Here is a 22,062-nt window from a genome sequence, read left to right on the forward strand (position 1 = left end):
ATGAAATATCAGGAAACAGCGCTTATTAAAGAGCAGCGTGAGATTGCCCCGGGCGTCTACAGCCTGTGGCTTCAGACAGAGCATATCGCGGAAGAGGCGAGACCGGGCCAGTTCGTGTCCGTTTACTGCCACGATGAGTCCCGGCTTCTGCCCCGGCCCATCAGTATCTGTGAGATTGATAAAGAGAATAAAACCCTGCGTCTGGTATACCGGAAGGCAGGAGCCGGAACCGCAGAGTTTTCCGGCTACGGCGCGGGAGAGACCTTACGCCTCATCGGCCCCCTGGGAAATGGCTTCCCTCTGGACAAGGGCTATAAAAAAGTATTCCTCATCGGAGGCGGCATCGGCGTACCGCCCATGGTGGAGCTGTCAAAGCAGCTTCCCGGGGAGAAAATCGTGGTTTCCGGTTACCGGGGCGGCGACCTGTTCCTGAAGGACGAACTGTCCCGCCACGCAGAACTTGTGGTAGCCACTGAGGACGGAAGTGCCGGAACAAAGGGAAATGTATTGGACGCCATCAAAGAAAATGGCCTGACTGCGGACGCCATTTTCGCCTGCGGACCTGGTCCCATGCTTCGGGCCCTGAAGGCTTACGCCGAAGAGCAGGGCATCGACTGTTATCTGTCCCTGGAGGAGCGGATGGCCTGCGGCATCGGAGCCTGTCTGGCCTGCGTCTGCAAGTCCAAGGATGTGGACGCCCACACGAACGTGAAAAATAAGCGCATCTGCAAGGACGGTCCGGTCTTTGCGGCTGACGAAATCGAACTGTAACCGGAGGAAGAAGAGCTATGGAATACAAGACAAGTGTAAATCTGGCCGGAGTAGAGCTTAAGAACCCGGTGATGACAGCCTCCGGAACCTTCGGATCCGCCGGCGAATACGGAGAATTTTACGACCTGGGCGAGCTGGGAGCCGTAGTGACCAAGGGCGTGGCAAATGTACCCTGGCCCGGCAATCCGACCCCGCGTATCGCCGAGACAAAAAGCGGCATGCTGAACGCCATCGGGCTTCAGAACCCGGGATTGGACGTATTTTTGGAGCGGGATCTGCCGAAGATCCGCCGCTTTGATACCAAAATCATCGTCAATGTCTGCGGCAAGACCACCGAGGATTACTGCGACGCGGTGGAGCGCCTGTCCGACGCGGACGTGGATATGCTGGAGATCAATGTTTCCTGCCCCAACGTGAAGGAGGGCGGTATTGCCTTCGGTCAGAAGCCGGAAGCCCTGGAAGCCATTACAAAGGCTGTGAAGAAGTACGCAAAAAAGCCGGTTATCATGAAGCTGAGCCCCAATGTGACGGACATCACCGAGATGGCCCGGGCGGCAGAGGCAGGCGGTGCGGACGTGCTGTCCCTCATCAATACCATCACCGGCATGAAGATCGACATCAACCGCCGTACCTTCGCCATCGCCAATAAGACCGGCGGCATGTCCGGTCCGGCAGTAAAGCCCGTGGCCGTGCGCATGGTCTACCAGGTGGCAAACGCGGTGAAGCTGCCGATTATCGGCATGGGCGGCATCACGAACGGCGACGACGCCATGGAGTTCATCCTGGCCGGAGCCACCGCCGTATCCGTGGGAACCGCCAATTTCGCCAATCCCTACGCGGCAAAAGAGACCGCCGAGGGTATTCTGGCCTACATGAAGAAGTATCAGGTGGCCGATATCAACGAGCTGATAGGCGCAGTTCACTAGAAATTATTTCCGGAGAAAACATTACAGATAGTAATTACAACCCGCAAAAGCACTGGACAATCCCAGTGCTTTTTGTTATATTAAAAAATGATATTTTTTAAAATGATAAAGGTTTTACGGGATGATAGAGAATGAAAGACAGAAGAAAAGGCTTTACGTTGACGGAACTTACAGTTGTATTGGTGATTATGGCTATCATCACAGCAATCGCGGTTCCCTTTTTTGTTAAATACTGGAAAATTGCGGAATTTCGAAAAAATGAATCCAACGCCCGGACCGTGTATCTGGCGGCAGAGTCGAAGCTGACCTGGTATCGTTCCTCCGGACAGTGGGAACAGTTTCAGAGGGAAGTAAAAAAGAATGGAGAAGCGGCTGTGTTTGAGGAAGCCTCAAAGCTGAATGGCCGTATCTATACGATTACGCTGGACGCGGACAGCTATCAGAGCCCATCGGAAGAGGGCAAGCTGGTATTGCAGCTTCTGGATGATTCTGCCTATGATAAGAGCTTCTTAAACGGGGCCGTCGCCATTGAGATCGATATGGAATCGGGCGAGGTCTATTCTGCGTTCTATGGAACCAGGTGCAAGGGCTTGAATTATGCGGAGAAAGACGCGGACGGTTACCTGACCATGAAGGAGCGGGAATATGAGAGTCGGCAGAAGCGTCTGCTGGGTTACTATTCCGTGGAGGATACCGTCAACGTGGCAGCGCTGGATCCGGTGCGTCTGCGTATTACCACTATCAGCCTCTTAAACAGTGAAAAGCTGACCCTGAACTGGTCCTCCAACGCGAAAATCAAGAATGCAGTCAGCTATGAGCTGACCTTCTATAAGGCCGACGATAAAACAAAACTGTTCAGCCTCATGATGTCTCCCAACGATATGGGTACAAAGGGATGGGACGGCAAGAGCGGATCCACCTCAGAGATGGCTTCCTTTACCCTGCTGGATAAGGACGGCAATGAGAAAGGTATCTGGGACTTCCCGGTAAGCCAGAGCCCTAACGGCTATTCTCTGGTACTGGATGCCATGATGTCGGCAGAGATGCTTGGCACGCTGGATGCGAAAAGCGGAAGCGGTATCGAAGAGACCGAGAGCACCAGTATCTTACGTCTGGCGAATGTGGCGTCAGAGCTTGGACAAAATCAAAATATTTATGCCACGGTCAAGGCAACAGCCTACGCGGGAAGTGATCCGAGGGTGAAGCTGACCCAGGAATACCGGGACAGCGAGGTCGTGGCATCCAATACAGCGCAGACCCTGTACGGTGACGAAACCAAGGGGACATCCGTGGAAATCTGCACCTGGCGCCATCTGTCCAATATCCGTTACCGGAATCAGAATGGACAGATAACCTATACCCTGACAGCCAAAAACATGGACTGGGCTGCGGTGGGAACCGGCCTGTACAGTCTGCAGCCGGAGGGCGGGGATTCGATCTTAAAGCCCTGCTGGTCGGATAATGGCAGTGAAGTAGCGGACTTTCCGGCGATCCCGCAGCTTTCAAAGGATGCAGTGCTGAAGGGAGAAGGGGATAAAACCCTGCTTTCCAATCTGCAGCTGGGAGCTTCTTCCATATTGGATAACAAAACGGCGGATACAATTTATGGAACAGAGCATGATACCAGCTACCTGGGCCTGTTTGCCGAGAACAACGGAACCATTTCCGATGTGACACTGGCAGATCCGCGTCTGAAGCTGACATCCAATCAGGAGCATCCTTTTACGAAGCTGAAGGGTGTGGGCATTCTGGCCGGACGCAGCGAGGGCACACTGCAGAATATTACCATAGAAGCAGATAAGACAGCAGGTACGTCCGCTAAAGCAGAGGGGGAAGACAGCGATACGGTGTATGTGAGACTGGACGAAACCTATGGCGCGAAAGCAGCTGTGGGCGGTATCGCAGGTGTGCTGGCAAAGGTGACGGCTGCCGCGCCGGGCGAGTATCAGGCGGTACGGTCTCAGATTATAGAAAAGCTTTCCATGGACGGAACCATGGATGTACAGCTTCCGGCAGAGGAAAAGGATAAAAATGGAGACGCGTCGTCGGTGCGGTACGGCGTCGGCGGTATCGTCGGCTACGCGTATCTGGCCAATGAGGGAGAAGGCATCACGAAGCTGAACACCTGCGAAAATCATGCGGATGTAACCGGCAATCTGTTTACCGGCGGTATCGTGGGCAAACTGGAGGGAAGCATAGAGAATGGGAAAGGACTTTCCGAAGCGGATCATGCGGCAGTGGCCAGCGTGGCCGGCAGCAGCAGCGACGGCCTGATCTTAAGCTCTGTCCTGGCGGATGCGGATACCTTCGCAGGTCACTATTTCGGCGGCATTACCGGTTACAGCTATAACGCGGTCCTTTACGACTGCGAGACTGCGTCCGGAAGAGCCGGAGGCTACAGCTACGACAGCGCGCAGCAGGACAAGGTGCTGAAGGGCGATTATGTAGGCGGCATCGTCGGCTATGGCAATTACACCATCTTAAGCAACTGTGAGACTCAGAAGAACGGTTATGTCCTGGGTGAGAATTATGTGGGCGGCATCGCCGGAGGCCTTGGAAATGAAGTAGGAAGCTCCATCCGGAATACCGGAGAGGTGTTAGTCACCACTAATCGCAGCTATGTCATCGGTAAAAATTATGCGGGCGGCATCACCGGTATCAATACCGATGGCGTGACTCTTGAAAACTGTGTCAATAACGGCGTAGCCGCAGCCACGAAAAAATATGCGGGCGGCATCGTCGGCTATAATGAATATGGGGCGAAGATCAAGGACTGCGTAAGCTACCTGTCCGACTATGACAGCTCCATCTACAATATGATTGTGGATAAATGGAAGGCCACCGGCGATTACGTGGGCGGCATCGCAGGCTACAATAACGGAGCGATCACATTTGACAGCGCAAGCCAGAAGGTTATGGTAAAATCTGTCTCCGGTATCGTGGCGGGCGGAAGCTATGTGGGCGGTATCGCAGGCTTTAACGACGTACAGGGAACCCTGGACGCGAAATACGATCTGATCGGCGGCCGGATTCACGGTGACGGCGACGGGGTAGGAGGCTGCTTTGGTCTCAACGCGTCCAAGTCTGTCCTGACCTCGGAGCTGGTCATTAAACCCCGGAGCGTGGAGGGCCGCTATTATGTGGGCGGCGTCATCGGCGCGAACGTGGTGGAGCTGAACGGGAAGGAAGTGACGGCGGGCGGTCTGCGTGCGCAGAATTCCCTGGGCGTGATCCGCGGCCAGGCCTTTGTGGGCGGCGTCATCGGCTACCAGCGGACCTATAGGGCCGACCAGATAGATGTGGACAGCGACAAACCGATTCTGGAAGCGCTGGCCGCGGCTCAGAGTAATGGCAAGCAGCGGCTGCTTCCGGGTCTGGATGACAGTCATGTGCCGACGGCAGTCCAGGCTTCCACGGATCAGGGCAGACTGGTCCTGACGGCAGCCGGCAATACCGATGCTGCATTTACCGTAGACAGCAACAACATTCCCATCCAGGCGGGCTATTACGCAGGCGGCGTCCTGGGCTACTGCGAGCGTGGCAGTCAGCTTATCATCCGGAACTGCCGGAACGCGGGCAATCTGTCTCTCTATAGCCGGGTGGGCGCGGATGACGGCGTAGTACTGGAAAAATATGTAAAAAGCAGGGAGGTAAACAGCGCAGCTCCTGACGGTGCAGCGTCTGTGAAGCTTCATTTTGTGGGCGGCATCGTGGGCGTCAATCTGGAAAACCAGATCATCGATCATTGCAGCAATACCGGCAATATGTCCGGCTGCGTGGGCATCGGCGGTATCGTGGGCCTGAACGGCGGCTATATCTACAACTGTGCCTTAAGCGGCAACTTTGGCAACGCGGGCCTGAATTACCTGGGCGGTATCGCTTCCATCAATATCCGGACCTCTCGGGAGACAAAGAATTATACAGATAAGAATAAAACATACACAGCGGGAACCATTGAAGACTGCCGGACAGAGCAGGGCAGAACCGTCACCGGAAAGGACTGTGTGGGCGGCATTGTGTCCTGGAACCTGACAGACGGTCTGGTCAAAAACTGCGCAAGCGTGGCCAATGTGACGGCGGCAGGCAATTGCGCGGGCGGCATGGCCGGACGCAACAGCGGTCTCATTGAGCTGGCGGACGCGTCCTCGGATACGGCGGCAAGAACCGTACAGGGCAGCCGCGGCGAAGGCGTCGGCGGCATCGTGGGCGTCAATGAGGCAGGCGGTCAGCTCCGTATCAGCGGCGGACAGAACAGCCAGGTGGTAGCCGCAGGCAGCGGCCTTACGGTTATGGGACAGAGCAGCGTGGGCGGCATCATCGGAATCAACGAGGGTTCCCTTGGTAATGAGATCACCTATCTGGTCAGTCAGGTGAAGCTGGTGCGCGCTTCTAAAGGCAATGCGGGCGGCGTAGTGGGAACCAGCCGCGGCAATATTACCCGGGCTGTGAACCGCTCTGACGATGTCCGCGCGGACGAGGGCCCGGCGGGCGGTATTACCGCAGTAAATGAAAGGGCGATTACCGGCTGTGTAAACTATGGCGACGTCACCTCCAGCGCCGGCTATGTGGGCGGTATCGTGGCGGAAAATAAGGGTACCATCGCGGACAGCCGTGTAAATGATACAAACGGCGGTACGGTGACACTCATCGGCCGCGGCAAAGACGAGATGGGCGCAGTCTGCGCCCTGAACGAGGGCACCATCACGGGCAGCATGCCGGTGGCCAACGTAAAGCTTGCGGGAACAGCTTCCATCTTCGGCGGTATCGCGGGAAGAAACAAGGGTACCATAGAATATACGGAGCTTACTTATATGCCGGAGCTTTCCGGAAGTGGCAGTCTGACCGTCGGCGGCGCAGTGGGCGTTAATGAGAATAACGTCAATCATATTACAGCAAACGGCCTGAACTTCGAAGGCTTTACCAACTATCGTTATCTGGGCGGCATCACAGGCCAGAACGGTCTGAAGACCGACGGGGACGCGACGGCACAGGCGCAGGTTACAGCCAGCAGCTATTCCGGTACCATCAAAGAGGGCCGGAGCACGGCAGGCAACTGCTACGGCGGTATCGTCGGCATCAACTACGCGGCTCTGCGTGAGTGTACGGTAGCGCAGATCGTCATGGATATTCAGGGCGTCTACACAGCCACCAGCACCAGCACCACGGAGCAGAAGGAATCCCTGGCCAGCCATGCAGGCGGCGTTACCGGTAAGAATGAGACGAATGGCTCCATCGAGAACTGCGTCCTGACTAACAACGAGACGAGCAGCCTGACTGCCGGTTACGGTATGCTGGGCGGTATCGCAGGCTTCAATAAGGGCAGCATCACCGGATCCGGAAGCAATCAGACAAAGGCAGTGCTGGCAAATACCGGCGATAAGAAGAACGCGGAGGTGCTGGATCAGATCAATGAGAATGTGGTGGGAAACGGACTTACCCCGATAACAGATTATGTAAACTGGAAAAACAATACAGACATTGAAAACTTAAGCTACCGCAATGGCGGCGGAGTCACATCCGGCCGTCTGCAGATTCGGATGCTCAGCAACGGTAACCTGGGCGGTATCACCGCTTACAACAGTACCACAGGCAGCCTGAACAGCTGTGTATCCGGAAAATGGTTCCTGAACAATAAATCCGAGGCCATCGGCGTCGGTACCGGCGGTATCATCGGTATGAACGAGTCCGAAAAGGATATGCGGTATCTGGTGAACGGGGCCTTCGTGGGCCGTCAGATCAAAACAGGCAGCACCAACCGTTTCGCGGGCGGTATCATCGGAAACCAGAACAATTCCACCAGCAGTGAGTGGCGTCTGGAATACTGCGTCAATTATGGAATGATCTATTGCTATAATTCTCATTATTCAGGCGGCATCATGGGACAGTGGACTGGCACCGGCGGAACGATTACGAACTGCCGGAACTACGGAAGTCTGCAGACCACCTATGGAACGGCATGGATCGGAGCGTCCGGCGGCATCGTGGCGCAGCTGTACCATGCTTATGAGAATAATGAGTACAACCTGATAGGATGCGGAAATTACGGAAGTATCTTTACCGCAAACGGAAGAAAACATACATTTTCCAAGGAGGAAAGTGACGCAGGTCAGACCGGCGCGAATGACAGTGCCGGAATACTGGGAAATATTACCAATTACGAGGCGACCAGCCCGGAGAAATCCCAGAGCTATACAGTCCAGATCCTGGATTGTGTAAATGCGCCGGGTGTGGAGATCTATTCCGCGTCTATGGCGTCCGGAATCTTTGGTTTCCTGTCCAGCGATAATCCGGCAGGAGAGACGATTAAGAAGTCCACCGGAAATGTGGTTATCCGCATTGAGCGGTGTCGGAATTTCGCAAGAGTATTGAAGGGAGCCCAGTATACAGCGGGTATCTTCGGAGATCGCTATGGAGCGGAGGCATGGAAGAATCATACCATCGTCAAGGATAATTATTCGGTAAGAATGACGACTACATACCAAAGCTCGAACAATTCGCCGATTTATTCCGCACAATCCGGTTACTCCAAGTCAAACGGTCCCGGAACCATTAGTCCGGAGAGTAACCGGGCGCATAACTACTATATGAACGGCAGCGACAATGGCGACCATCAGTTTGACGATGTGAGTATCGGGCATGGGAAAACCGTGGGTTCGGGAACCAAGATAGCTTATAGCATGTCGGAATGGCTGAGAGGACTGCACGCGAATCCGTCCGCATTTATGTACGATATTGATAAGAAAAAGTACTTTGTGGCGGATATCACCATCGGAGATTCCGTGTCAGGTACAAACGGCGATTACATTGACGAGAATAATAACATCATACAGAAGAGTACCGGAAGAAAGCTTGGCAAGATTTTATATTATCTGGAAGATACGCGATACATGTACAAAGATCTGGAAAATAAATCCACAGTAAACGTGGACGATACCGTATTTGTTAATGCGCGCACAAGCTACCGGCGGCTGGAGGGCATCAAGGACAATAAGCTGGTTGCCCCGAAGAATGTAACAGCGTCCGTGGAGCAGGGAAAGATTAAAGTGGAGATAACGCCATGGACCCTGCAGGAGGCAGGTGTAGATTCATCTTCCACAGATCTATGCGATCCGTTTGCGTACCTGGTGAGACTGGAGGACAGTGAGGGACACAGCTATACCCATACATTATATACGGAAGCTGGCAGCTTTGAGCTTCCTGCGGATACCGAGCTGACAGGGAAACTGAACGTCATTGTCAAGGCGATCAGTATGTTTGATGATGTAAAAGATTCCGACGAGGTGTCCGGCGGCAGTGTATTGAACCCGACGCTTCCGGATCCGGATATCCGGATTCAGCTCATCTACACAGGGCCGAATAATAATAATTTCGCGTACCAAATCAGTCTGAATAATCTGGATGCGTACAGCGCGTATGACAGCTGGCAGACGGTGGTAAATATTGAACGCGAAGGCAATGTGGTCCTGACAGCGAAAAATCCGGTTCAGCGGCTTCCGGTAAAACAGAACAAGAATGCCATTTATCAGATGACGGCTCAGACGACCATGAACAGCGGAACCACGGATATTCAGGCTTCGCAGGTGGTATCGACTGCAGTCAGCCTGCCTGGAGGAGAAGGCATCGGAAAGCCGGAGTATCAGCTGGCAACCGCCTTCGGAAACAGACTTTTGAATGGCAGTGTCACTGTATCCGGTACGACGCTGGAGGATCTGACGATTGAGGTCAGTCTGACGTCGTCCGGCGCCATGACCACCCCGCCCATCTACCGCGCGGAACTGATTGGCGACTGGAAGGATACGAACGGCAGTGTGCAGACGGATACTGTACTGGCCCAGACCGATATTCTGACCGTATCCAGAGGAACCGCCACAGGAAACTTTACGGCGCTTCCGGAATACGTGGGAGACGCGACCAATATGCGGGTGCGTATCTGGTACGCGGCTTCGGGATTGGGACCGGTCTATACCTATGATATCGGCGTGGACGGTGATTCTGCAGACGCGAATTGTGATATGCATCAGCTGCTTGGCGTCACAGAAGAGGAGGACGGTACCAGGGCGGAACAGTGGCATAACACCAACAGCACTATCTGGGCGCGCAGAGGAAGTGACGCGGGATATCAGTTCTGCGATTACGCCCATGAGACCGGCATACTTTTCACCTGGCTTCCGAAGCCGGATCTGGTGGGAGCGGACAGCACCGAACGGATGAATCCGGACGCGAACGGCTGTTATACCTTCGAATGGGATAAGACCTTGGCGGCGACGGAAGACGCCCATTACCAGGTCTCCCTGACCGGTATCGACGCGGATGGCCGGGAGGTTATCATTCCGACAGACAGCTATTATACAGACAATACCAGCCGGAAGCTCTATATCGACGGCTCCGACTGGAACTACCAAAGCGTGAAGCTGAAGGTTACACGCATCGGAAGCGACAGGGGCACGACAAAATATATCGGTCTCTCTGGCACCGGCACCTATCTGGTTAAGGAGCGCCTGGAAGCGCCCGGACAGCCCTCCGTAACCAATGCGGATGAGAATGAACTGAACTATCAGTTAAGCTGGGCGGCCAATCTGTCCGAGGAAGGGCTGAAGGGCTACCAGGCCTATATTCAGACCTACGGAAGCGACGGCAGTCTCACGGACGCCATGCCCCTTGGCGGGCTGGTACCCGCAGGCAATTCCGGCGTGTACACAGAAACGGTGAACCTGGAGGATTACGCCGGCCAGAAGGTGGTTATCTACCTGAAGGCCATGGCCGTGGAGAACAGCCAGTATCTGGACAGCCTTCCCGGCGTCACCACAGAGCTTACGATCCCCAGCCGTCTGGCTGCGCCGAAGGTCAGCTGGCGTGCCGGTTGGAAATACGATAAACAGGTGCCGGTGACGGCTGCGGAGTTTCTGAACAGCCTGCAGATCAATCTGTCCGCTGGGCAGGACAGCATTCCGCCTGCGGGCAGCGCGTATCTGCTGTGCGCGTATATCTATGACAGCCAGGAAAAAGCACAGAACGCAAGCCTTACAAATCCCGGCGATTACCTTGCGGTATATCCGGTAAGCTATCAGGAAACCCGGGTTCCGGTACAGATGGATGTAAAGAGCAGTATGGAGTATTATCATGTACTGCAGAATCTGTCCATAGACTATGCCGGAAAATGGATTGCCTTCTACGCGCGGATCTCTTCCGGCAGCGGCAGCGTAAGCTCCGCGTGGACAAAAGCGGGAAAGGCATTCCGTCTGCCATACGTGAAGCTGGATACGCCGGATATAAGCTCTGATACCGTATGGACAGAGGTGGATGCACAGGTCAGCGATTCTCCGGATATCGCAGGACAGCCGGCAGAGCTTCCCTGGGAAGCAGAGCACACCCGGATCAACTGGAGCAGTGTGGACGGCGCTGAGGTATATGAGGTTACTTCGACGGAGAAAGCGGATATCAGCGGCGGAGCCGTGGATTTGACAAGAAATATCCGGATTCAGGAGAGCGGGGACAGCGTAACTGTAAGCCAGCAGTGGTCGGACCTGAGTGGCTATAACGTCAATGACTGGTCAGAAGCGGCAGTTAAGAAGACGGATGAAAATACCTGGCGCTTTGACCTGGCCTATCCGGATGTAATTGCGGGTGATATGGCGGCGCAGGGCTATTATGATACCCCGTCCGGAGCGAGAAGCTACTACACCGTGCAGGAGACAGCGGCGCTCTATGCCACCAGGAATGACGACGGCACCTGGAGCTATAGCCTGGAGCTTCCGGATATCAACAAACTGACGGCGAGGGATAAGGCAGAGGACGGCAATACGGAGGAAACCACCTTCCCCAATGAAAGCAGCCGAATCGTGAGCAAGGTGACCGTCCGGGCCAATGTGAAGGCCAACCTGTCAGAGAACCCGGCAGACCAGAGCGACGCCTACGCCGCGTCAGAGCGCGCAGAGGTGGAACTGAAATAAGATGAAACAGACCATAAAAAAGAAAGGAGGGGAGTCCCGTTGCAGCGAAAAGGAATGCGTGAACTAAGGAAAAACAGCCGTCAGGGTGTGTCTCTGGTCATCGTGCTGTGTGTATCAGCCTTCTTCGTGGCCTTTGCCGCAGCCATTCTGTATACAGCGGGACTTCTGACCTCCCAGAGCACCGGGCGGCTGAAGGAGGAACGGAGCTATCTGCTGGCCCAGAGCTTTGCGGAAGCTTTGGATAAGGAGCTTTCCGATTCGGACGCGTCCTTCTTTGAATTTGTGAACCGTTTTCTGGACGGAAATCAGTATGCGGAGGATACCCCCTACTCCTTTATGCCGGAGGGCACGGATCTTAAGAACCTGTATGCAGGCAGCGCCAAAAGTCTGGAAGGCTACGGCAACCTGCGTGTGACCCTGACCAAGGAAATTAACGAAAGTGAGAGCAGTGTCAGCCTCGGAGGCACAATCCCGGCGACGGGAGCCGGTAATTACGGGACGACCATTGCGGAGCTGGAGCGCATGACTGTGCGCCGCTATCTGGTGATAGTGGATGTGACGTCCTATTATGACGACATAACCTACACCTACAGCGCAGAATATACCCGGGAGCAGAAATACGCGTTGAATTTCTGGCAGGGGGAACAGAAGCTGGTATGGGAAAAGGGCTGGCATAAGGACACGGCTGTCGGACCGGTCTATGATCCGGATCCGACTAAGGATATCCGTTATGAGTATGACGCGTCCAATGTGACAGAATGTAAATTTGTGGAAAATACCTATACCGATACGGAGACTACCGATACGGAGCCGCCGGATCCGGAAGGAGGCGATACCAATGGGACCGATTAAAACACTGAGATCCCGTTCCGGGGATACGCTGGTGGAGGTTATGGCCAGCATCTTTATCTTCCTGCTGATGATGGGAATTCTCCAGGGAGCGGTATCCTACAGCAGCGCCTCCATGCGGAAAAATCAGGAAATCAGACAGGAAAACGCGGAGATTCTGAAAGAACTGAGCAAGGCCCAGGCTGAGCCCCGGGACGGCGGGAAGAATCAGCCGGTTGAGCTGGCGTTTCGCGCTGTCAATGCGGATTTTACCCAGATGGGTTCTGCTACAGGCTTTACCGTGGAAGTGGAGCTGTATCAAAAAAAGGCAAAGGATGTTTCCTTTCTTCTGTACCACCCACCGGAGAAGTCAGACGCTTCCGGCTCCGATGAGGACGGAGGTGACACGCCATGAGAAAAAAGAAGCATAGAATCCTGTGGGAACGCGCGGGAACGACGCTGGTGGAGACACTGGTATCCCTGCTTCTGATGAGCATTCTGATCGGTATGGCGGCCCGGGTGCTGAGCGGCGCTTACCGGGTGTATCTGCGGCTGCAGAAGACCCAGTACGCAGAGTCCATTCTGGATACAGCCATGACGGAGGTGCGAGATCTGGCAAATGAAGCCTGCGGCTATGTGAAGCTCTATCAGGATGGCGCGCAGATTGTGGATCAGCCTGGAAATAAGACCGGAACCGCCATGGAATTTCTGGATTCCAACGGCTACGTGGTGCTGATTTCCACTGACGGCTGTGAAAAGACCACCCTGTACCGGGGAAATGATCTGGAAAATGTCATTGGTACCCAGGAAGAGCTTTCAAAGGGGCGGCTGCTGGCCCGGTATTATAATCGTAAAAACGATGGCACCTATCTGTACACGGACGGTACCCAGCCGGTGGCCCGCGCGGCTGCGGAGGCCTACGGCGAGGGCTTTTATATGGGGTATTACCTGAAGGTGACCTACCGGGTACCGGATGAAACGGAAAACGGCGGGGCGTTGAGCTCTCTGGTTGCCGATGTGGCATTGTATCAGGATGAGAACTGCACAGAACTGGTAATTTCTGACACGGAAATCCTTGATTTTCGTTATAAAATAAAGTATAGTGAGGGTGTGACGGCAACGACTGTAATGAATAACACGCCGTAAGGCCGTACAAACAAGATATAGACGCCTGCCCGGGCGCTTATATAGAAAATATCTATAAAGAAAAAGGAGAAAAGAGAAATGTTTAAGAAACTCAAAGAGAACAAAAAAGGCTTTACACTGGTAGAGCTGATCGTTGTACTGGTAATTCTGGCTATCCTGGCAGCACTGCTGGTACCGGCACTGACTGGGTATATTGACAGAGCGAAGAAGAAATCCGTTATTGCTGAGACACGTCAGGCTGTAATGGCTGCACAGACACTGGTAGATGAGGCTTATACAAAGGTGGATGTTGGAGTTGCTATTACGGTAGGCAAAGATACAGGTACTGTAAAGTATTCTGAGATTAAAGATTTAGCAGAAGTTAAGGGTGAGATTACAGAGGTAACTCTGGACACTGCTGCAGATTCAAAAACACCGAATAAAGTAACAAAACTGGTTTATAAGAACTCTACATATACTTGTACATATGAGCCGGCTGGCACTAATAATAGCGATGGCGATTATAATGTAGCAAAAGTTACTAACTAAAAACTAGAATTTGATATTTTTATAAAAGAAAGGACCGTACCCCATGCCCACCCAGCACCCCGCCTCTGCACAACAGAATAAGGAAAAGCAACACCGCTGGCTCCGGCAGACCCTTACGGTTCTTTGTCTCGTACTTCTGGTGGTGGTCCTCTTGGCGCCCGGCGCGCTGGAGCTTCTGTACCGGGCGGACGCACTGACAGCGCTCCGGAACGCCCGGTCTGTAAGGATGGCGCTGGATGTGACCTCCACCGGGCAGTACGGCGGCAGCGCTCCCTTTGCGGATGCGGCAAAGCAGGGCGGCGTGGCCGAGGGCGTCTATGAGGACGTCCTTTTCTTAAGTAAGGCGCCGGGAGAATTCTGGATTCTTCAGACCGACGAGAGCGGTTACCGGGTGCAGAAATTTATCTATCAGGAGAACGAATACACGGTCTGGTATGACCGGAGCACCCATGTATACACCGTATACCATGACCGGCTGATGATCGGGGACGAGGATACCGATCCGTAAAAGCGCGGGAAGCGCACAGAACAAATTTTGATACAGCTATGAAAAGCAGGGCAGGACAAAAGTCCTGCGGGAAAAAGTAACACATTTGATATGACAGAATTAGTAATTTTAGAAGGAATTCTCTGGCTGATAAGGTTCCTCTTCGGAGCCTGCATCTTCAGCTTTTTAGGAGTGGTGGCCGATCGGCTTCCCCGAGATGAGGGAATCGTGAAGGGGCGGAGCCACTGTACAGCCTGCGGGCGGGTATTGATCCCGGCAGAGCTGATTCCCTGCGTAAGCTTTCTGGCTTTACGCGGACGCTGCAAGGGCTGCGGCACGCCGATCCCGAAACGGGCGTTCCTTGGCGAGCTGGCCGGAGGAGCGGCATGGATCCTGTGCGCGTGGCGCTATGGAGTTGGACACACCGGGCTGATTTCCCTGGAGGGCGCGGTGGTTTTTTGTTATCTTGGAATATTACTGGTGGTGGCCCTGATAGACTGGGACACCCAGATCATCTATAATCGATTTCACATAATCATAGCCATCCTGGCGGCGGCGCAGATCTTTCTGGTTCCGGAGCACGGAATCGGGGATCGTCTGCTCGGCGCGCTGATTGTGTCGGTTCCCATGCTGGTGCTGGCGCTGATCGTGCCGGGAGCCTTCGGCGGCGGCGACATCAAGCTTATGGCGGCGTCCGGGCTTTTTCTCGGCATGGACGCCATTGTCTGCGCCATGTTTTTCGGCCTGCTTTCCGGCGGCGGTTACGCGGCCTTTATGCTGGCCGCAAAACGGCTGAAAAAGAGCGACCAGTTCGCTTTCGGGCCTTTTCTGGCCTTTGGCCTGGCGGTGGCAGCCCTCTGGGGCGACCAGATCGCAGCCTGGTATCTGAGCGCACTGTAGAAGCGACAGTGAAATGATTTACATAATATAGAATACATAGGAGAAGCTTTACTTCATTTACATAAAGGAGAACAACAGATGGCCCGTTTTCAATATGTCGCGAAGGACATGAAGGGAAAAATAAAAAAAGGAACGGTCGAGGCAGCCAGCGAAAAAACACTGACCGCGGATCTGCTGGGGGACGGCCTGTATCTGGTGGAGGCGAAGAACCTGACGGAAGCCCGGGGTCATAAAAGACTTAAGCCTAAGCAGCTGGCGTCTTTCTGCCGGGAGCTGTCCACGCTTCTGGCTTCCGGCGTCAGTCTGGTGCGGGCGCTGGATATCATTTCCGGACAGGAGGGTATCCCGGCGGCGGAGCGTGAGGTCTACGACGCGGTGTTGACGGATCTTCGAAAAGGAGTCAGCCTGTCCGAGGCCATGGAGAACCGGCAGGCCTTTCCGGAGCTGATGGTGGGTATGATCCGCTCCGGCGAGGGCAGCGGTAACCTGGATCAGGTGACCGGACGCCTGGCCATCCAGTATGAAAAAGAGCATAAGCTGAATCAGCAGGTGAAATCCGCCATGACCTATCCGACGGTGCTGCTGGTCTTAAGCGTGGCGGTGGTCATCCTGATTGTGACCTTTATCCTGCCCCAGTTCCAGAGTCTTTTTGACGAGATGGACAGCCTGCCCTGGATTACGAATATGCTGATTGCCATATCGGATTTTCTGGTACAGAGGTGGTATGTGGCGCTGCTCGCCGTATTCATTTTCGTGGCGCTGGTGCGGCTGATTATCGGAATTCCGGCGGTGCGCCGGGGGGTGGACTACGCGAAGGTCCATGTGTGGGGCTTCGGAAAGCTGTATCAGGTCATTTACACAGCCCGGTTCGCGCGGACCTTAAGCAGCCTCTATTCCAGCGGTATGCCCCTGGCCCAGGCCATCGGCATCGCAGGCGAGACCGTAGGCAACCTGTATGTGCAGGAGCAGTTTGACATGGTGGTGACCCAGGTGCGAAGCGGCGTGGCCCTGTCCCGGGCCCTTCATGAGGTGGACGGCCTGCTTCTGAAGCTCTCCAGTACCATTCTGGTGGGCGAGGAGAGCGGTCGGCTGGACGTGATGCTGGATTCCGTCGCGGCCACTCTGGAGGATGACGCGGAACAGGCTACGAAGCGGATGGTGACGCTCCTGGAGCCGATTCTGATTATTTTCATGGCTCTGGTGGTAGGTATGATTATGATTGGCGTGATGCTGCCGATTTACCAGTCCTACGCAGCCATCGAAAACGCGTAACGGAGAATGAAAACAAAGGATATGGAAATAATTTACAAGGAGAACGATCATGAGTGACGCGGTCATTGTACTGAGAGAAGAATGCATCCTTGCGGCGGAGGGGAAAGCCGGACGCATGCCGAAGATCACAAAAGCGCACCGGATTCCGGTGGAAGGCTTCGGCAATACGATGGAGCAGTGGAAAAAGGCTCTGGAAACCTGTCTGGAGAGCCTGCATGCGGATCATGTGAAGCTGGTGCTTCCGGCTTCCTACTCTTCCGCGCGGATTACCCAGGTTCCCTACGCCACAGGAAAGCAGCTTGGGAAGATAGCGAAAAATGTCATGCAGGAAAATGAGAGCGAGGGCGTCGCTGACTATTCGGTGGTGCAGGGGGATAAGAAGCAGGGCTTAAGCCTGTGCTGCGGCAGCACCTCGGAGAAGTTCTTAAGCGATCTCACAGCCATTACCCGGGAGCTGGGAATCCCGGTGGACGCGGTGTCTGTGCCGCTGGAGGGCTACTTAAGGCTCATGTCCCAGCTGAAGGAGTGCCGGAACCGCACAGCCATCTATCTGATCTTTGAGGACAGCAGTGTGACCAGCCTGCTCTATCGGGACGGCGTCTACCAGTATTCCACCAGAAGCCGGATTTTCAGCGAGCGGGGAACCCTGGATTTCGGTACGGAGATCGTCCGGAATATCTCCGGTATCCGGCAGTTCTACGCCACCATGAATGCCGATATGCCCATTACAGATGTTTACTATACAGGCTGCGCGCCGGATGATTTCGAGGCAAGTCTGGACGGCATCCGTGCCATGAACCTGGAGGTCCGCCCGCTGGAGGTAAATCTTCCCTTCGACGCCCCCGGAAATCCGGGAGACTGGCTGGCCTGTATCGGAGCCATGATTACCGATAAGAAGAATATCAATCTGTATGACCGCTGGCTTGCGGATCAGAAGAAGGACGGGGTCGGAAAAGTCCATTTCGGAAAAGAACTGGTTCCCCCGGCAGTGACATTGGCGGTCTGCCTGGTGCTGTTTGCGGGCGTGGCGGTCTGGAATGGGGCCACATCAGCCAGAATCCGGAAAATGGATCGCTGGATGCAGGACTCTGCGGTGCAGGAACAGTACCGGCAGGCTGAGGAGCGGAAAAATTACAGCGCTTCCTTAAGTCAGTCCATTGCCCAGGTGAACCGGATGGAAGATAATCTGGCCACCTATCCGGATCTGACGGAAGGCGTGATCCGGGAGATCGAGGACGTCAGTGGCCGGGATATGGACGTGAAGATTCAGGGACTGGACATGGAGACAGGCACTCTGACCTTCAACGCGGTCAGCCGTCAGGTCATTGACATCCCGGGCTATGTGAGCCGTCTTACGACCACGGGTCTGTTTGAAGAAGTAAATTATACCGGTTATTCCTACGGGGATAACGAATATACATTGTCGCTGTCCTGCGTTCTCGCGGCAGCCGATGCCGGGGAGGTGCAGTAAATGAAGCTGGATACGGAATTAAAGCCGGGCGATATCGTCCTGTTAAAGGGACTGGGCTGCGTCCTGATTGTGGTGCTTTTCATGCAGCTTCTGATTTTCCCGGGACTGAATAAGCACGAGGATCTGAGCGCTTCCCTGGAGGCGAAGACAGCGCAGAAGCAGGAGATGGAGGACGCTATTGCAAATATACCTGCGGTGGAGGAAACCATCGCAAAGCAGGAGGAGACCCTGAAGGCGGCGCAGGATCAGTACTATGGCCTGATGGAAAATCAGGAGATCGATGAGCTGGTGACCGGCGTGGTGCTGAACCATAGTCTGTTCCCGGTGTCCTTAAGTATTGCGGAGACCCGGGACGCGGTGCCGGACGCTTATTTCCTGTCGGAACGGGCGGTGGCTGCGGACGCCGCAGAGAACTCCGATCCGGACACAGCCGCAGCGGAGCTGGACGGTGAGGAGGACAGCGGGGACAGTGCGGACACAGTGACGCCGGTGTACGCACAGTACGTACACATCACCGACGTGAGCCTGACCGTGCGGGGAAGCGAGGATATGATTCGCAGCTTCTTAAATGATATTGCGGTGGATTATCCGGGACTTCAGGTGCGTTCCTTCACCATGCAGGAGGGCACTTATCTGAATGAAAATCTGGATTCGGTGGATACGACCACCTGTAGCTGCGTCATCGCGGTATATACCTGCGGCGACGCGTCCAGTACAGGAGAGGAGACGGCACAGTGAATACAAACTTACGAATCGGAGACGTCTTAAAGGAAAAAGGATATGTAACGGATGAGCAGATGAACCAGGCCCTGGCCTATCAGAAGGAGCACCGGGACATGCGCGTGGGCCAGATTCTACGTGAACTGGGCTTCGTGACGGAGGAGAAGGTGCTGGACGCCCTGGCCAGCAGGCTGCAGCTGCGCATCGTGGATGTGGCCCAGCTGCCGGTGGATGTGAAGGCCGTAGCCATGGTAAGCAGAGAACTTGCGGAAAAGAATCTCCTGCTTCCTATCAGCGTCCAGGAGCATCATATGGTGCTGGCGGTTAATGACCCGCTGAACTATTTCGCTCTGGAGGAGGTCCGGCAGCAGACCGGCTGCCAGCTGGAGATCTGCCTCTCAGAGGAGGAACCCTTAAGAAAAGCGGTTTCCTATTATTTCGCGGAGGTCAGCGCCCGTCAGGCGGCCAGCCAGGCCAACGTGGGCTTTACCACCACGGCGGCGGACGATCTGGAAATCGAGGATCTGGAGAACAGCGACGATGAAGCGCCGATAATCCGCCTCTTAAACAGCCTTCTGGAGCGTGCCATTAAGACCGGCGCCAGCGATATCCATATCGAGCCCTTTGAAAATGAGACCCGGGTGCGCATGCGTATTGACGGCGTCATTATGGAATATGTGACCATTCACCGGAACATCCACGCGCCTCTTATCGCCCGTATCAAGATTCTGGCGAATCTGGATATCGCTGAGAAGCGTGTCCCCCAGGACGGCCATTTCCGGGTAAAGCTGGATGAGGGCAATATCAACATCCGTGTGTCCGTGCTGCCCACAGTCTTCGGCGAGAAAGCGGTGCTGCGTATTCTGGCTTCGGCGGCCCATCTGGATCACGCCGATCATTTCGGTATGGATGATTTCAGCTACAACCAGTTCGCACCCATGCTGAATTACCCCAACGGTATCATTTACATTACCGGCCCCACCGGAAGCGGTAAGTCCACTACACTGTATATGGTGCTGGATTACCTGTCCGGCCGGAAGGTGAATATCTCCACCATCGAGGATCCGGTGGAGAAAAATATTCCCGGCATCAACCAGACCCAGGTCAATGTGACCGCGGGTATGACCTTCGATGTGGGTCTGCGCGCCCTGATGCGTCAGGACCCGGATATTATCATGGTGGGCGAGACCCGTGACGGCGAGACTGCCGGTACTTCGGTCCGGGCGGCCATCACCGGTCATATGGTGCTTTCCACCCTGCATACCAACGACGCGGTGTCCAGTATCGTGCGACTGCAGGATATGGGCGTGGAAACCTATCTTGTGGCCAATTCCCTGGTGGGACTGGTGGCCCAGCGACTGCTTCGGAAGGTCTGCCCCAGCTGCGCCAGGGAGATGGAGACCACCGAGCAGGAGCGCTTATTTCTGGGCCGGGATGTGAAGAAGATTCACCGGGGCATGGGCTGCTCCCACTGCAATCATACAGGCTACAGCGGACGAATCGCAGTTCATGAAATTCTTCCGGTTAACAATGAGATTCGGCGGATGATCGTGGATCACGAAACCATCGAGGAGATCACGAAATATGCTGTCGAGCATCAGCATATGCGGACCCTGAAGGAGAGCGGTCTCATTCTGGTGAAGGAGGGCGTGACCACGCCGGAGGAGCTGATGAAAATCAGCTATGGAGAGTAAGATGACAGATATCTGTGAGATTATCCGGGACGCCCGGAAAAAAGGCGCGTCCGACATTCATATTTCCGAGGCAATGCCCATGTGGTACCGGGTAAATGGACGGCTTCAGGCGGCAGAGCTGCAGCCCTCGCCGGAGGAGGTGCGTTCCCTTCTGCTTTCGCTCTTAAGCGAGCGGCACCGGGCAGCCTTTGAGGCGGGCGAGGATGCGGATTTTTCCCTGGAGACCCCGGAAGGAGAGCGGCAGCGCGTGAATGTGTTCCGGCAGCAGAAGAAGCTGGCGGCCACCATACGACTGCTGAATGGGCGGATTCCCTCTTTGGAGGAGCTTAAGATGCCCACCACCCTTTATGAGATGGCCAAACAGCCCAGAGGCCTGATTCTGGTCACCGGCCCCACCGGCAGCGGTAAATCCACCACCCTGGCGGCCATGATCGAGTATCTGAACCGGAATCTGGATCGACATGTGATTACCATCGAGGATCCCATCGAGTACCGGTATGAGAGTAAGCGCTCCCTGATTCACCAGCGGGAGGTGGGCGAGGATGTAGGAAGCTTCGCGTCAGCCCTTCGAAGCGCGCTCCGTGAAGACCCGGATGTGATTCTGGTGGGCGAGATGCGTGACTACGAGACCATTTCCGCAGCGCTTCTGGCCGCGGAGACCGGTCATCTGGTGCTGTCCACCCTGCATACCACCGGCGCGGCCCAGACCGTGGAGCGTATCATCGACGCCTGCCCGGCGGAGGGCCAGAACCAGGTGCGCATCCAGCTGGCAGGCACCTTGAAGGGAATCGTCAGCCAGTGCCTGATTCCCTGTGGCGGAGGCGTAACCCGTATCGCCGCCACAGAGCTTCTTGTAAGCACCGACAGCATCCTGAACCTGATCCGCGAGGGCAAGACCCATCAGATCCCGTCCATGATGCAGGTAGGCGCCGATAACGGCATGCACACCCTGAATATGGACCTGGGCCGCCTGGTCCGGGAAGGCTATATCACCCGGGAGGACGCGCTGAGCTATACAAATAACAAGGCGGAGATCGCCCAGTATCTCTAAAAGCATCAGGAAAATGCTTTCCGGTATCCGGAGAGCATTTTTTAAATGCCGGATTGCGAAGCGGCAGGCTTTGTGCTAAGATAAAAGAAATATGGCTATTATTAGGAGGGTTAAGATAAAATGGAACAGTATAAGAAAGAATTCATAGAATTTATGCTTATCTGTTTTTGAAGATTCCTCTACTCTTTAGAAAAGCTTGATTTTAAAGGCTTTTTAGACATCATAGCATCTTTAAAAGTATTGTATTTTATCGAAAAATATCGCATCGTAGTAAAAAAAGTGTGTAGTAAAGTGTGTAGTGGATTGTAGGAAGGATAT

General features: G+C 54.7%; 14 protein-coding genes. All 14 read left to right on the plus strand.

All coding sequences use genetic code 11. The features are described from left to right. The 14 genes from ACESZP_RS05545 (at position 1) to ACESZP_RS05610 (ending at position 21,744) form a co-directional block, all read left to right on the plus strand. The gene (locus ACESZP_RS05545; protein ID WP_499708283.1) at positions 1-771 is read left to right on the plus strand and encodes a dihydroorotate dehydrogenase electron transfer subunit; all 771 of its coding nucleotides are present in this window, start codon (positions 1-3) and stop codon (positions 769-771) included. Positions 772-788: 17 nt separating this feature from the next. Next, the gene (locus tag ACESZP_RS05550) at positions 789-1,697 is read left to right on the plus strand and encodes a dihydroorotate dehydrogenase (RefSeq protein WP_499708284.1); all 909 of its coding nucleotides are present in this window, start codon (positions 789-791) and stop codon (positions 1,695-1,697) included. A 131-nt stretch (positions 1,698-1,828) separates the two neighbouring features. Further along, positions 1,829-11,647, plus strand: coding sequence for a prepilin-type N-terminal cleavage/methylation domain-containing protein (locus ACESZP_RS05555; RefSeq protein WP_499708285.1), 9,819 nt, complete (start codon positions 1,829-1,831; stop codon positions 11,645-11,647). A gap of 39 nt (positions 11,648-11,686) precedes the next feature. Continuing rightward, positions 11,687-12,499 carry a hypothetical protein gene (locus ACESZP_RS05560; protein WP_499708286.1) on the plus strand — a complete coding sequence of 271 codons (813 nt, stop codon included), beginning with the start codon at positions 11,687-11,689 and terminating at the stop codon, positions 12,497-12,499. Then, entirely contained in the window at positions 12,486-12,890 is a 405-nt protein-coding gene (locus tag ACESZP_RS05565) for a PulJ/GspJ family protein (RefSeq protein WP_499708287.1), read from the plus strand. Before ACESZP_RS05560 ends, ACESZP_RS05565 begins: the two co-directional genes overlap by 14 nt. After that, positions 12,887-13,621, plus strand: coding sequence for a type IV pilus modification PilV family protein (locus tag ACESZP_RS05570; protein WP_499708288.1), 735 nt, complete (start codon positions 12,887-12,889; stop codon positions 13,619-13,621). Before ACESZP_RS05565 ends, ACESZP_RS05570 begins: the two co-directional genes overlap by 4 nt. Positions 13,622-13,699: 78 nt before the next feature. Then, the gene (locus ACESZP_RS05575; protein ID WP_499708289.1) at positions 13,700-14,149 is read left to right on the plus strand and encodes a prepilin-type N-terminal cleavage/methylation domain-containing protein; all 450 of its coding nucleotides are present in this window, start codon (positions 13,700-13,702) and stop codon (positions 14,147-14,149) included. A gap of 43 nt (positions 14,150-14,192) precedes the next feature. Continuing rightward, positions 14,193-14,657 (plus strand): hypothetical protein, encoded by a 465-nt coding sequence (locus ACESZP_RS05580; protein WP_499708290.1) that lies wholly within the window; start codon positions 14,193-14,195, stop codon positions 14,655-14,657. Positions 14,658-14,747: 90 nt separating this feature from the next. Beyond that, positions 14,748-15,536: a prepilin peptidase gene (locus ACESZP_RS05585; protein ID WP_499708291.1), complete on the plus strand. Its 789-nt coding sequence runs from the start codon at positions 14,748-14,750 to the stop codon at positions 15,534-15,536. 78 nt (positions 15,537-15,614) lie between these two features. Continuing rightward, the gene (locus ACESZP_RS05590) at positions 15,615-16,808 is read left to right on the plus strand and encodes a type II secretion system F family protein (protein ID WP_499708292.1); all 1,194 of its coding nucleotides are present in this window, start codon (positions 15,615-15,617) and stop codon (positions 16,806-16,808) included. 49 nt (positions 16,809-16,857) lie between these two features. Beyond that, a complete protein-coding gene (locus ACESZP_RS05595) occupies positions 16,858-18,279 on the plus strand; it encodes a hypothetical protein (protein ID WP_499708293.1) in 1,422 nt (473 codons plus the stop codon). Further along, positions 18,280-19,017: a hypothetical protein gene (locus ACESZP_RS05600; protein WP_499708294.1), complete on the plus strand. Its 738-nt coding sequence runs from the start codon at positions 18,280-18,282 to the stop codon at positions 19,015-19,017. Further along, positions 19,014-20,693 carry a GspE/PulE family protein gene (locus tag ACESZP_RS05605; RefSeq protein WP_499708295.1) on the plus strand — a complete coding sequence of 560 codons (1,680 nt, stop codon included), beginning with the start codon at positions 19,014-19,016 and terminating at the stop codon, positions 20,691-20,693. Before ACESZP_RS05600 ends, ACESZP_RS05605 begins: the two co-directional genes overlap by 4 nt. Position 20,694: 1 nt before the next feature. Then, the gene (locus ACESZP_RS05610; RefSeq protein ID WP_178038434.1) at positions 20,695-21,744 is read left to right on the plus strand and encodes a PilT/PilU family type 4a pilus ATPase; all 1,050 of its coding nucleotides are present in this window, start codon (positions 20,695-20,697) and stop codon (positions 21,742-21,744) included. Positions 21,745-22,062 lie beyond the last annotated feature (318 nt).

Origin of the sequence: Candidatus Dorea massiliensis AP6 (assembly GCF_964245105.1) — a bacterium.
Lineage (GTDB): Bacteria > Bacillota > Clostridia > Lachnospirales > Lachnospiraceae > Laedolimicola > Laedolimicola intestinihominis.

Coding starts and splice junctions, on each gene's coding strand:
- ACESZP_RS05545 (WP_499708283.1), top strand. CDS start 1: ATGAAATATCAGGAAACAGCGCTTATTAAAGAGCAGCGTGAGATTGCC.
- ACESZP_RS05550 (WP_499708284.1), top strand. CDS start 789: ATGGAATACAAGACAAGTGTAAATCTGGCCGGAGTAGAGCTTAAGAAC.
- ACESZP_RS05555 (WP_499708285.1), top strand. CDS start 1,829: ATGAAAGACAGAAGAAAAGGCTTTACGTTGACGGAACTTACAGTTGTA.
- ACESZP_RS05565 (WP_499708287.1), top strand. CDS start 12,486: ATGGGACCGATTAAAACACTGAGATCCCGTTCCGGGGATACGCTGGTG.
- ACESZP_RS05570 (WP_499708288.1), top strand. CDS start 12,887: ATGAGAAAAAAGAAGCATAGAATCCTGTGGGAACGCGCGGGAACGACG.
- ACESZP_RS05575 (WP_499708289.1), top strand. CDS start 13,700: ATGTTTAAGAAACTCAAAGAGAACAAAAAAGGCTTTACACTGGTAGAG.
- ACESZP_RS05580 (WP_499708290.1), top strand. CDS start 14,193: ATGCCCACCCAGCACCCCGCCTCTGCACAACAGAATAAGGAAAAGCAA.
- ACESZP_RS05585 (WP_499708291.1), top strand. CDS start 14,748: ATGACAGAATTAGTAATTTTAGAAGGAATTCTCTGGCTGATAAGGTTC.
- ACESZP_RS05590 (WP_499708292.1), top strand. CDS start 15,615: ATGGCCCGTTTTCAATATGTCGCGAAGGACATGAAGGGAAAAATAAAA.
- ACESZP_RS05595 (WP_499708293.1), top strand. CDS start 16,858: ATGAGTGACGCGGTCATTGTACTGAGAGAAGAATGCATCCTTGCGGCG.
- ACESZP_RS05600 (WP_499708294.1), top strand. CDS start 18,280: ATGAAGCTGGATACGGAATTAAAGCCGGGCGATATCGTCCTGTTAAAG.
- ACESZP_RS05610 (WP_178038434.1), top strand. CDS start 20,695: ATGACAGATATCTGTGAGATTATCCGGGACGCCCGGAAAAAAGGCGCG.